The sequence below is a fragment of the Streptomyces sp. NPDC048111 genome (assembly GCF_043202815.1).
Taxonomy (GTDB): Bacteria; Actinomycetota; Actinomycetes; order Streptomycetales; family Streptomycetaceae; genus Streptomyces.
This window is the reverse complement of the sequence record NZ_JBIDBD010000007.1, coordinates 57683-69448: the sequence shown is the minus strand read 5'-3', so window position 1 is coordinate 69448 and position 11766 is coordinate 57683. Positions and strand designations below refer to the sequence as shown.

10 protein-coding genes are annotated in these 11766 nt (G+C 70.0%); 8 read left to right on the top strand and 2 right to left on the bottom strand.

Features of this window, described 5'->3' with window-relative positions:
* Positions 1-80 precede the first annotated feature (80 nt).
* The 3 genes from ACGF3I_RS14945 to ACGF3I_RS14935 all read left to right on the top strand — a co-directional run bounded on the left by ACGF3I_RS14945 (position 81) and on the right by ACGF3I_RS14935 (position 2336).
* Complete coding sequence (locus ACGF3I_RS14945; RefSeq protein ID WP_393131901.1) at positions 81-236, top strand: hypothetical protein; 156 nt, start codon at positions 81-83, stop codon at positions 234-236.
* Positions 237-413: 177 nt separating this feature from the next.
* On the top strand, positions 414-893 hold the full coding sequence (locus ACGF3I_RS14940) for a GNAT family N-acetyltransferase (RefSeq protein ID WP_393131899.1): 480 nt from the start codon (positions 414-416) through the stop codon (positions 891-893).
* 201 nt (positions 894-1094) lie between these two features.
* On the top strand, positions 1095-2336 hold the full coding sequence (locus ACGF3I_RS14935; protein ID WP_393131897.1) for an MFS transporter: 1242 nt from the start codon (positions 1095-1097) through the stop codon (positions 2334-2336).
* Positions 2337-2500: 164 nt separating this feature from the next.
* On the opposite strand, the gene ACGF3I_RS14930 is transcribed toward ACGF3I_RS14935, so the two are convergent.
* A complete protein-coding gene (locus ACGF3I_RS14930) occupies positions 2501-3118 on the bottom strand; it encodes a GNAT family N-acetyltransferase (protein WP_393131895.1) in 618 nt (205 codons plus the stop codon).
* Between the two features lie 386 nt (positions 3119-3504).
* Here ACGF3I_RS14930 and ACGF3I_RS14925 point away from each other — a divergent pair, with 386 nt between their 5' ends.
* The 4 genes from ACGF3I_RS14925 (at position 3505) to ACGF3I_RS14910 (ending at position 8463) form a co-directional block, all read left to right on the top strand.
* Entirely contained in the window at positions 3505-4776 is a 1272-nt protein-coding gene (locus tag ACGF3I_RS14925; RefSeq protein ID WP_393132277.1) for a cytochrome P450, read from the top strand.
* Positions 4777-5105: 329 nt separating this feature from the next.
* Positions 5106-6197 (top strand): helix-turn-helix domain-containing protein, encoded by a 1092-nt coding sequence (locus tag ACGF3I_RS14920; protein ID WP_393131893.1) that lies wholly within the window; start codon positions 5106-5108, stop codon positions 6195-6197.
* Between the two features lie 267 nt (positions 6198-6464).
* Positions 6465-7244 (top strand): hypothetical protein, encoded by a 780-nt coding sequence (locus tag ACGF3I_RS14915; protein ID WP_393131892.1) that lies wholly within the window; start codon positions 6465-6467, stop codon positions 7242-7244.
* Between the two features lie 73 nt (positions 7245-7317).
* Positions 7318-8463, top strand: coding sequence for a hypothetical protein (locus ACGF3I_RS14910; RefSeq protein WP_393131890.1), 1146 nt, complete (start codon positions 7318-7320; stop codon positions 8461-8463).
* A 422-nt stretch (positions 8464-8885) separates the two neighbouring features.
* Here the strand turns inward: ACGF3I_RS14910 and ACGF3I_RS14905 are convergent, their stop codons facing one another.
* Positions 8886-10259 carry a S41 family peptidase gene (locus tag ACGF3I_RS14905; protein WP_393131888.1) on the bottom strand — a complete coding sequence of 458 codons (1374 nt, stop codon included), beginning with the start codon at positions 10257-10259 and terminating at the stop codon, positions 8886-8888.
* A 427-nt stretch (positions 10260-10686) separates the two neighbouring features.
* Between ACGF3I_RS14905 and ACGF3I_RS14900 the strand changes: the two genes are divergently transcribed.
* Positions 10687-11331: a LysE family translocator gene (locus ACGF3I_RS14900; protein WP_393131886.1), complete on the top strand. Its 645-nt coding sequence runs from the start codon at positions 10687-10689 to the stop codon at positions 11329-11331.
* Positions 11332-11766: the final 435 nt, after the last annotated feature.

Below are 11766 nucleotides of genomic sequence, written 5' to 3'. Positions count from 1 at the left end.
GTGAACGGCGTCCGTCCCGTCCGGCAGGCGTCCCGGTTCGGCGAGGCACGGCGGGTACGCGGCCCGCTCGGGCTCACGGCGTGATCACCCGGTTCGCCAACGACGGCGGGCCCTGGGCCTCGGGACTTTGGGGCGCGCTCGTGGTTCTCGGCATCGTCGTCCTGATCGCCCTCCTGGTCCGTTCAGTGAAGCGTGACCCGTACGACGAGGACGAGTCCAGGGACGACCAGGAGTAGCACCCCTCGCCCCCGGCGCCGCCGACTTGTGCAGGACGCGGACCGGAGTCCTGCGAACCGGTACGGAAGTGCTGGTGGTGCCGGTGAGTTGCGCCTCTGGTCCACTTGCTGCGGCCACGTACGCCGCGTGACCATGGACCGGCTGGTGCACGTATGACCTGTGAAGGGGGTGGTCGGATGACCGGTGGCATCGCGCTCGAAGGTGTGCTGACGCGCCTTGTGCCGACGACCGACGACGACCTCGACCTGCTGGCCTCGTGGTTCGCCGACCCCGAGTTCGTGGAGAACTGGGGCGGGGTACCCCTGTCACGTCAACAGGTTGCCGAGAAGTACGTGGGGCGGCGCCGCCCGCAGGTGGAGTCGTTCCTGGTGTACGCGCAGGGGACGGCCGTGGGCTACGCGCAGTACTGGCACGCCGCCGCGACAGAGGGCGGAATCGACCTGGTGCTCACGGCCGGGGCACGGGGGCGGGGACTCGGACCGGACGCTGCTCATGCCCTGCTCACACATCTGTGGCTGGACCTTGGTTGGCGGCGCGTGACCGTGGATCCGGTGGCGACCAACGTCCGGGCCGTGCGCGCCTGGGAGAAGGCGGGCTTTGCCCCCGTGGCGCGAGAGGGCAGCAGCCTTCTCATGGAGTGGCGGCCCGCCCGTTAGCCCGCGTATGTCTACTGTCCCCCGCCCGCCCACAGCGCGTCACGGCCGCGCCAGAGAGGTTCTGTCGCAGTAACTCCCTTACGTGCTAAGGCAGATGACCACCAGACACTCCCCCGCTGCTGCAACCCTGTTGCCATTGCACGTAAGATGCGCAATGCTACGTCACTCCTTACTGTCGACTCGGGCTGCGGAGCCTCCCTCATGCCTTTGATGCCAGAAGCCGGGCCCCAGCGCGTCCTCGCCGCCTCGAACTTCATCTACACGGTGGGCAGTGGCCTCTATCTGACCGCTGGAGTCCTGTACTTCACCGAGGCCGTTCGGTTACCGGCCGCCCAGGTGGGCCTGGGCCTCGGCATCGCCGGTGTCCTCTCGCTGGCCGTGGGCATCGCTGTCGGTCATCTCGCGGACCGGCACGGAGCACGTGGTGTCTATGCGATCACCCTCGTCGTGCAGGCGTTGGCCACCGCCGGCTTCCTACTGGCAGACAGCTTCTGGGTGTTCGCCCTCGCGGTGGGCGCGGCGATGGGCGCCAAAGCGGCCGGCCTGGCGGCACGCAGTCCGCTCATCCGGCACTTCGGAGGGGACCGGCCGCAGGCCTTCCGCGCGTACCTCCGCGCCGTGACCAACGTGGGGATCTCCCTCGGCGCCCTCTTGGCGGGCTGGGCCGTCCAGGTGGGCACCCTCCCCGCCTACCGAGTCCTGGTCATGGGCAACGCGGTCGCCTTCGCGGCTTCCGCAGCAGTCCTGATCCGCCTGCCGTCGGTCGCGCCCGTCCCGACCTCCGCCGGTCCTCGCTTGGTCGCCCTGCGGGACCGTCCCTACCTCCTGCTCACCGCCCTCGACGGCGTCATGGCCGTCCAGTTCAAGGTGCTCACCGTGGCGGTGCCCCTCTGGCTGGTCACGGCCACCACCGCCCCGCGCTGGCTCATCTCGGGCACCATGCTCACCAACACCGTCATCGTGATCGCGTTCCAGATGCGAGCCAGCCGCAGCATCAACTCCCCTACGGCAGGCGGAGCCGCATACCGGCGAGCAGGCGTGGCGTTCCTCTTCTCCTGCTCGTTGATCTCCCTGTCCGCGGGGATATCGGCCTGGGCCGCCGCCGTGCTGCTCGTGACCGCGATGGTGATTCACACGATCGGCGAGCTGTGGCACTCCGGGGCGGGCTTCGAAGTGTCCTTCGCCCTCGCCCCGCAGCACGCCACCGGTCAGTACCTCGGCGTGTTCGGCCTCGGCGCGGGACTGGCCGAAGCCCTCGGCCCGGCGCTGCTCATCTCCCTCTGCATCACGTGGGGCCGCCCCGGATGGTACGTCGCGGGCGCCCTGTTCGCCCTGACGGGCCTGGCATCACCACTTGCCGTCCGTTGGGCACAACGCCACCAGCGCAACCGGCAGGCACACCCAGAGGTCGCGGGGAAGGAAGCAGCCGCCCTGAACGGGTGAGGAGGACGTTCCGCATCATGACTGCCACAGGGACTGATGCCGAGACACCGGGGAATGCCGGCTGCACCCTTCCGGACCGAGCCGCCACCAGCCCTGCGGCCGGCGATACGACGCCGGTGGTCAGGCCGAGGTGTGACCGCCGACCAGCGATACGACGCCGATGGTCAGGCCGAGGTGTGACCGGTTGTTTCCGGATGCCCGCCGTGCTCGAACCACTCCGGCGCCAGGATCGACATCACCGTCGCGTCCACCCGATCCCCCTCCCAGAGCAGCGCGTCGCGCAGTACGCCCTCGGCGACGAACCCCACCTTCTCGTACGCTCTGCGGGCGCGCGCGTTGAACGCGTAGACCTCCAGCGAGATGCGGTGCAGCCCCAGCCTTTCGAAGCCGTACCCAACGACCAGACGGGCCGCCTCCGTCCCCAGGCCGGATCCATAGGTGCCCGGCACCAGGCAGATGCGGAAGTTGCAACTTTCGTTGCCTGGATCCCACTCGTTGAGGACCACTTCGCCGACGACGCTCCCTGTCGCCACCTCAACCACGGCAAGGTCCAACCGGTCATCCTGCGCCCTTCGACTGCCGTACCAGGTAAGGATTTTGCTCTCATCGGGCACACCATCACTGTGATTGCCGGTCAGCCGTGAGACTTCCGCGTCCAGAAGCATCGGCATCAGCGCAGGCACATCGTCCACCGTGACCGGCCGGAGCAGCACCTGTTCCCCTCGCAGCGACGGCTTAGTGCGGAAATCCGGGCGTGAAGCAGCACCGACGTGATCAACCATGGCCGTATTGTGTCCGGCCGAATCACCCGACGTCCTCCTGTTATCGGCCCCGGAATCCCCGACACCCAACGCCCGCCGACACATGGTGATTGTGGCGTAGGCCCGACCGGAATGTTCCCCTTGCTCGGACCCGTCCAACGCCGGATCCTGTCTCTGGCCCCCAATGCCACAAGCGTCCTGGCAGTGGCCGACATCGCCGCCGTCCTCGACCCTCCTCCGTCCACCACTCGCCCTCGTCGCAACCGATCGACAGCGACGGCCTGCCCCCCCCTGCCCACACCCGCGAAAACTCCCCCCCTGGTCATCTGCCGGCCCCCTCCCCCGCACCCGACGCCGCCCAAAAACCCCGAACCCCCTACCCAGAAGCCCGGAACCCCCAGGAGCCCATCGTGACAACCCCCAAGCCCACAACTCCCGTTCCCGCAACCCCGGTTGTGCTGGACCCCACCGGTGCGGACCACCACACCGAGCACCAGCTGCTGCGCTCCCACGGCGCGGCGGTCCTCGTCGACGTCCTCGGTGTGCCCGCCTGGTCCATCAGCGATCCCGTCCTGCTCAAGGAATTACTCACCAGCCCCCGCGTCTCCAAGGACGGCCCGGCGCACTGGCCCTCCTTCGAGCAGGTCGTCCAGACCTGGCCGCTGAGCCTGTGGATCGGCGTGTCCAACATGTTCACCGCCTACGGCGCCAACCACCGGCGCCTGCGGCAGCTCGTGGCCCCGGCCTTCACGGCCCGCCGCATCGCCGGCCTCACCACCGTCGTCGAGGACCTCGTCACGGCGATCCTCGACGACCTCGACGCGCTGCCCGCCGGTGCAGTCGTGGATCTGCGCGAGCACCTCGCCTATCCTCTGCCGATCGCCGTCATCGGACACCTCATGGGGGTCCCCGACGATCAACGCACCGCATTTCGCAGCACCGTGGACGGCGTCTTCGACACCACCCTCACCACGGCCCAGCAGGCCGCCAACACCAAGGTGCTGTACGGCATGCTGGACGAGCTCATCGAGGCCCGTCGAGAGCACCCGGGCGAGGACCTGACCTCCCTCCTCATCGCCACCCGGGACGAGGACGGCGACGACCGCGGCGACGGCGACGGGCTGTCCGGCGCCGAGCTGCGCGACACCCTCCTCCTCATGATCAGCGCCGGATACGAGACCACGGTCAACGTCATCGACCAGGCCATCAGCCTGCTGTTGTGCCACCGCGACCAACTGCGCCTCGTCCAGAGTGGAGGCGCGAGCTGGGGCAACGTGGTCGAGGAGACGCTCCGCCTGGAGCCGGCCGTCAAACACCTCCCGCTGCGCTACGCCATCACCGACATCGAGCTGCCCGACGGGCAGACCATCGTGCGCGGCGACGCCATCCTCGCGTCCTACGCCGCCGCCAACCGTCACCCCCGCTGGCACGGTGACACCGCCGACGCCTTCGACGTACGCCGCCCGAGCAAGGACCACCTCGCGTTCGGCCACGGCGTTCACTTCTGCCTCGGCGCACCCTTGGCGCGCATCGAGGTCGCCACCAGTTTGCGCCTGCTCTTCACTCGCTTCCCCCGACTCGAACTCGCCTGTGAAGCGGCCGAGTTGGTGCCCCTCCCGTCGCTGATCAGCAACGGCCACACCGCACTGCCGGTACGGCTGAACCCCGTCAGCACCTGACCCTGCGGAAACGCATCAGGTCGCGCAGGGAAGCCGGCACCTTCCATTCCCCGCACCCCCGATATCGGCGGGGAAGTGAGGGCGCCGGCACCCGTCTCAGGCGGTCGCCCCTTCCCTGGGCCGTCCATGATCGGCGGCCGCGAGAGAACCCTGCCAGGACAGCACGGGGCCCGCGTTGACGCCGGGTCGACGCGCATTAACATTCCGTCTACAAACGTTCCACTTCGGCACCGTCGGACGGCGGCCGTCCCGCCGGGCCTCGCGAACCGCTCAGCCTGTGAGCCGTGTTGACCCTCACACGGCAGGAACATCACAGCGACGGAGGCACCATGCCGAGGGCGACAGCCACGGCCGGCAGCGGCGGTTCGGACACGAGCGGCGGTTCGCACGAGACCGTCGGGCAGGGCGGCGGCGCCCCGGACGGGGCCGGCGACGCCGACTGCTTCGATCGCTGGCGGCAGGTCATGGGCCAGTCCCGGGCCGCCGACATGACCAGCGACCACGCCTCCGTCTTCACGGCCACCGTCCGACAGGCGCAGTTGGGGCCGGCGGTCGTGCTGGGAACGGCGTTCCCGTCCATACGGGTCAGGCGGACCGTGCGGATGATCCGCCGGTCCGACCCGGAGCTCTACCACCTCACCATGGTCACGGCGGGTTCCGGCGCGGTGACGTCGGGCACCGGGCCCACGCAGCACCTCGCACCCGGCCACCTCCACCTGGTGACCAGCTCACAGCCGTACGACTCCCGGTTCTCCGCCGCGCCCGGCACCGGAGCGGAGCACCCCCGCACCGAGGGAATCGGCATCGACCTCCCGGTGTCACTGCTGCCGCTGCCCGCGCGCAGGGTCCACCGTCTCCTCGGCCGAGCCCTGCCGGCGGACCAGGGCTCGGGCGTTCTGCTCACATCGTTCCTGCTCGGTCTGGATCGCCAACTGCCCACTCTGCGGCCCGACGAGGCCACCCGCCTGGGAGGCGTGGTCATCGACCTGCTCTCCGCCTACCTGGCGAGGGAGCTCGACGACGAGGACAGCCTGCCGGCGGAGACCCGGCACCGGGCCATGCTGCACGACGTACGGGCGTTCATCCGGCACCACCTCCACGACCCGGGACTGACCCCGCCGACGATCGCCGCGGCGCACCACGTCTCGGTCAGTTATCTGCACCGGCTCTTCACCCGCGACTCGCACGGCACGACCCTCGTCGCCTTCATCCGTCACCAACGGTTGTCCAAGGCCTACAACGACCTCGCCGACCCGGCCCTGCGCGCCCTGCCCATCCAGGCCGTGGCCGCACGCTGCGGGTTCACGCACGCCTCCGCGTTCACCCGTGCCTTCAAGGCGGCTTACGGCCTGTCCCCCAGCGACCACCGCCACGGCCATACGGTGCAGCCCTCCTCCGGCCCGCGGGTGCGGACGGGATAGCAGGGGCCCGGGCCCACGGCGGCGTTCCCGGACCGGTCCGCGCTCGGTGGCCCACGCCGGACGCGCCGGCTTGCTGAGCTTCCAGCAGGGAGCGCCCTTGGTCGCCGCGTGAGGGGGCTGCAGGCGTCCTGGCGCTGTTGCTGGGGCTGTGGTTGTCTCGGGGCACGAAGGCCAGGCTGTCTCTTTCGGGTTTCGCGAGGCCCGCGCCGCCCGGCTGCGGGTCTCTGAAATGCTGGGCACGTGCCGGAATCAGGGGGCGGGGGCCGGATGAGTGCGTCCGAGGGACGGTGGAAGTGGCGGATAGCCTCCGCGATCTCGATCGGGGCGGTGGGGGTGGGCGTCGTCCACATCGTCGAACCGGAGCTGAAGATCGACGGTGTCACCCTCGTCCTGGCCGCGATCGCGGTGATCCCGTGGCTCGGCCATCTCTTCGAGAGCATCGAGCTTCCCGGCGGAACCAAGCTCCAGTACCGGCGGCTGGAGGAGCGTGTGGAGGCCGCCGAGCAGCAGGCCCAGGAGGTCCGGCTGGCCGTGGACGACGCGAGCCGCCAGGCGCGGGTCGCCCTGGTGACCTCCGTCGGCGACGGCATGACCGGCGATGCGGCGGCCGAGCTGGTCGAGCGGCTCGTCCGCGAGTTCACCGCTCTGCGCCGGAATGAGGCCCCGAGCCCGGCACGTACCTACCGCCAGGAGCAGATCTTCACCGAGTTGATCAGGCTCACGCCACAGCTGACCGAGTTCGACACGGACGCCGTCCTGGCCTCCCCGGACGGGGGGACGCGGCTCACCGCGTACGCGCGCCTGTACGCCCGCCCCGAACCGCGCCACCTGCAGGCCCTGGTGAACGCGGCCGTCCAGGAGGGCATGGCCTTCAACCAGTACTGGGCCTTCCACGCGGTCGGCGCGGTGATCGACGCCCTCGGGGCGGACAACGTTCAGCTGGGAACCGTCCGCAGACTGAGCTCCTGTCTTCCCCAGCTCTCACAGGACAGCGACCGCGCCCGGGCACGGCGCGCGGTCCTCAGCCGAATGGAACGGGCCGAGTAGAGGGCCCCGCCCCGGCAAAATCCGAAAGCGACGGCCCAGGAGGTGCCACATGGATGCGGCAGGGAGCATGGCCTTGTCCGCCGTACAGATACTGACCAGTCTGGCGACAGGGGCGGCCACCGCGGCAGGAACCGAGGCGGGCCGGGCAGTGGGTGACCTCGTGCGGGCGCGACTGGGTACTTCCGAGGAAGGTCGCGCCGCCCTGCAGGGGGTGAGCGCCGACCCCGCGGATCCCTCGGCCGTGCACGGGTTGCAGGAGGCGATCCGGGAAGCGTTGGCCGCCGATCCCGATTTCCGGACCCGCCTGACTGTCGCGCTCGCCGGCCCGCCGCCGGATGCGCCACCCGCGCCCGTCGTCAACCCCCAGTACACCGGCAGCATCATCATCGGGGGCGGCAGCAAGGTACGGAACAGCCAGATCTCGCTGGGCCCGCTGACCATCACCAACACCCGCGCCACCCGCGCATCCCTCACCGGGATCGCGGCCCTGATGATTGCGCTGCTGACCCTGGGACTCTACGAGGGCGTGCAGGTGTTCACCGGTGACGATTCCCCCCGCTCGGCGGCCGGGGCACCGTCCGGCGCGACGTCTCCTGCGGCGACGCCTTCCCGGTCGGCCTCCGCCCCACCGGGCGGTGCGGCCCCGGTGGTGAGTGACGCGGGCCGGCAGATCCTCCCGGACGCAGCAAGCCTGCCGCAGGGCTGGGCCGTCGCGAGCGGCTCACCGACGACCGAGCAGTGCCCCACCCGCCGCGTCGGCATTTCCACGGACGGGCAGTCCCACTACATCTGCAAGCAGGGCTCGGTCCTCGACCTGCAGTCGGGATACGACCCGGGGCCCGGGGCGAGTTACAACAAGGTGCATGTCGAGGTTCTGGCATACCCCTCGGTGGCCGCGGCGGCCGAGGGCTTCGTGGGGGTGGAGGCGGAAAACGCCGACAGCAACGAGGCGAAGCAGGTGTCGCAGGCGACGCTGCCGTCCTACGGTGACGAGTCGTCGGCCGTCACCATGCACGGCACCGTGCCCGGCCTCGGTGTGCACCTGACGCAGGGACTCTCGGTGGTCCGCTGCAAGAGCATCCTGGTGCGGGTCATCATCGCTGACGACGATGGCACCACCGTAGACCTCGACGCGCTCAACGCCTTCACCCGGACGGTGACCGCCCGGGCGCAACAGGCGCTGGACAACACAACACCCACCGCCGCCGTGGAGCTGTAACCGTAGGGGCCTGCTCCGAGCCGCGTCGTCCCCATCGTCCACGCGGCCGTGTCGGCGCGCGGTCGCAGCGCGGGGCCGCCTCCCGAGAGGAAGCGGCGAACGCATCCATTGGCCGGCCAGTCCCGGCCTGTGCGCGCTGCCCTGGTCACAGCCCGCCTGCCTGCCAGTTGGCTGCCGGCCCGGTCCGTCGCGTACCGCCAGAAGTCCCTGAGCACCGCTGCCGGCGCCGAACCCAGCGCTGCCACCTGTGTCAGAAGGCCGTTACGGCTGGGTCGGCGGCACGGGCACCGCGGCGCACGTCGTCCCGGCCACGGGCGCCGTGCGGCCGAGTGCCGCCATCCACTCGTCGGCCGGCGGGAAGTTGCTCGCCGACCGTCGGCCCACCCGGGGCCCTTCGGCATGCAATTCCCGCTGCTCCTGCGTCAGTTCGGTGTGCCACCGTGGTTCCGGAGGACGTGGACAGCCCTGCTGAAGGCCGAGTCCCTCTTCTTGTCGAACTCGTCCTTGGTGAAGACCGGCTCGGTGAGGTGCGGCGGGATGCCCGTGCCGTCGAAGGTCCTCCCCGAGCTGGTCAGGAACTCCTCGTTCGGCAGCCAGGCCGACATGCCGTTGGGGAGCCTGCGCACCATGACGTCCGAGAACACGCCCTGGGTGGGCTGTCCGATCCGGACCGTCCTGCCGGGCCGTTCCATGAGGGCCTGGGTGAAGGTCTCCCCCGCGCTGACGGTCGAGCCGCCGGTCAGCACGGCGACCGGACCGGTGTAGCGCGGGCCCGCGACGGGCGTGACATACGCGGGCTGGGGACGGGTGTGCCCGGTGGGGTCGGCGGGGTCGTTGCGAGCCCGCTTGGAATAGGCGGCGTAGGGGGTGTCGGTCAGGCGTCCGGCAAGCTGGATTCCCAGGGAGTCGAAACCCCCGCCGTTGATCCGCAGGTCGATGATCAGGCCCGTGAGATGCCCGGCGCGCCCCTGGCCGAGGACCGTGTCGAGCGCTCTGTCGAGCTCGGCCAGCTGGACGGCGTAGGGCGCGCCGTCGCCCGCGTACCCGCCGAAGCCGGAGATCCGCAGATAGCCCTGCCCGCCGGGGAGGTCGGCGTAGGTGATCCGCCCGTTGGCGAAGTCCTGGCGGTTACGGGCGTCCTTCAGGTCGTGCGCCACGATGAACTGCTTGACCTTGGCGTCCAACGTCCCGGTGGGCAGGACGGTGCCGGGGCGCCCCTGCGCGAAGACGCGGTCACCGTCTTGGACGGCGACGTGGGAGTCGTAGAGCGGCCTGACCATCGCGCAGAGGACGGCGTAGAGCTCGTCCTTGGTCGTCTTCTCGTGCACCCTCGGCCGGTATTGGTCGCGTACGGCGTGCCAGTCGATGCCCTTGGCAGCAAAGAAGGGGTAGTTCTCTTCGAAGGACTGCCAGAAGACGTCAAAGGCGGCGATCGGACCCTTGGGGGTCGGACGAGTGCAGGTGTCGGGCAACTTCGGGATCCGCCGCAGGTTCCGGTCGCCGACCGAGCCGTGCTCCCGCAGGGCTCCACGGTCGCGGCCCTGGGTGCGCATCGTCAGTACGGTCCCGCCAGGCGTGGTGTAGGTGTCGGGGCCGGTTTGCTGTGCCGAGTCGCCTACGAGGCAGCTGACGCCGGTGGTCTGGTACTCCTGGAGCGTTCCGTTCCGGATGGACAGCACTGTGCCGTAGCCGTCCATGCGCCAGATGCCGTCGGGGGTGGGCCGAGGGGCGGCGTTGGCCGGCGCGGCTCCGCAGGCGAGGGCCAGCGCGACAGCGGTGGCGGTGACGATGCGCACGATGGTGCCTTGTCTGTGGGATCTGTGGGCGACTTGTTCGGGACAGGTCCACCGTCGCCGAAGCGGCACGCTCGCGACCATCCGGCTGCCCGGTTGAACGAGGGTATGGCCAGCCCCCGTTACCGGTAGTACTCGCGGGCAGCCACCGCGCAGTACGCGCAGGCCGCCGCCGTACTACTGACGATCCGTCACCTTCTGAATGCCGTCGACCCTGCCTCGATGGATCCCGGGGAAGATGCCTTTTCCACTCCGTGGACGGGGTCGCAGCGAGCGCCCAGGAAGAGGGTAGGCGCATAACAATGCTGATCAGCTAAGCCTTATGCTGACCCGTGGGCGGGCCGGCGCGTTACGAGCGCCACCTCCGCCCCTCACCATCGGGCAGCCCTGCTCCTCAAGGGGCTCCCGACGAAGAACGGGAGATTCGCCGGTGATCGCTCCGACCGCCGTCACAGGAGTGGCCCTCGTTGAACTGGGCATGGCCTTGACGCCCGGACCGAACATGATTCACCTCGCTTCCCGGGCCATCACGCAGGGCCGCAGGGCGGGGCTGGTCAGCCTCGGGGGAACCGCCGTCGGGTTCGTGTGCTATCTGCTGGCCGCCGCTGCGGGCCTGTCCGCGCTGTTCGCCGCGGTGCCGGTGGCATTCATGGTGGTCAAGCTCGCCGGAGCGGCCTACCTGGCCTACCTCGCCTGGGACATGCTCAGGCCCGGCGGACGGTCGCCCTTCGCCCCGGCCCAGGGCGTACCTCCGATGTCCGGCGCCCGTCTGTTCTCCATGGGCCTCCTGACCAATCTGCTCAATCCCAAGATCGCCCTGATGTACGCCGCGCTGCTGCCCCAATTCCTCGACCCCCAACGTGGCCCGGACTGGGCGCAGTTGCTTCAGCTCGGTGCCGTGCAGATCGTCGTGGGTATCGCCGTGAACGGTCTGATCATGCTCGGCGCAGCACGCTTGTCGAGGTTCCTGGCCACGCGGCCTCGCGTCCTGCTCGCGCAACGGTTCACAGCGGGCGGGCTACTCGGCGGCTTCGCCCTGCACACCGCACTGTCCGGCAACGCCGCCTCCACCTGAGTCGCCGCCGGAAGCCTGGTCGCACCGAAGGCGCACGTCGAGCACACGGCGTGCGCGACCTGGACGAAGCGGCTCTCGCCGAAAGGAACGCCGGCCCACATCCGGCGGATTCACGTCACCACCGTCACTTAGCAGACCGCCCGCACGCACCCGCCAAGCCACCGCCGCCCGGACGCACAACGTCACCGCTGGTCAGACACGAGGAGATCGCGACGCGACGCGGGTGCCCGCACGCTGTTCGACAAGCTTCCCCGCCCGTTCAACAGGCGGCGATCTACGGCTACTTCGCCGAGTTGACGATGCTGGCTCCATGGGCGGGGCCGTCCGAACAATGAGGCCCGTCCGCGCGGAACGGTGTCGGCGGAGGCGACCGAACGCGGCCGAGCCCGGCACCGACGACGGCGGTGGACCGAGAGAACTCGGCTTCACCATGCC

Excerpts from the sequence above, each read along its gene's own strand:
- ACGF3I_RS14940 (WP_393131899.1), top strand. The coding sequence starts at position 414 with ATGACCGGTGGCATCGCGCTCGAAGGTGTGCTGACGCGCCTTGTGCCG.
- ACGF3I_RS14935 (WP_393131897.1), top strand. The coding sequence starts at position 1,095 with ATGCCTTTGATGCCAGAAGCCGGGCCCCAGCGCGTCCTCGCCGCCTCG.
- ACGF3I_RS14930 (WP_393131895.1), bottom strand. The coding sequence starts at position 3,118 with ATGGTTGATCACGTCGGTGCTGCTTCACGCCCGGATTTCCGCACTAAG.
- ACGF3I_RS14920 (WP_393131893.1), top strand. The coding sequence starts at position 5,106 with ATGCCGAGGGCGACAGCCACGGCCGGCAGCGGCGGTTCGGACACGAGC.
- ACGF3I_RS14915 (WP_393131892.1), top strand. The coding sequence starts at position 6,465 with ATGAGTGCGTCCGAGGGACGGTGGAAGTGGCGGATAGCCTCCGCGATC.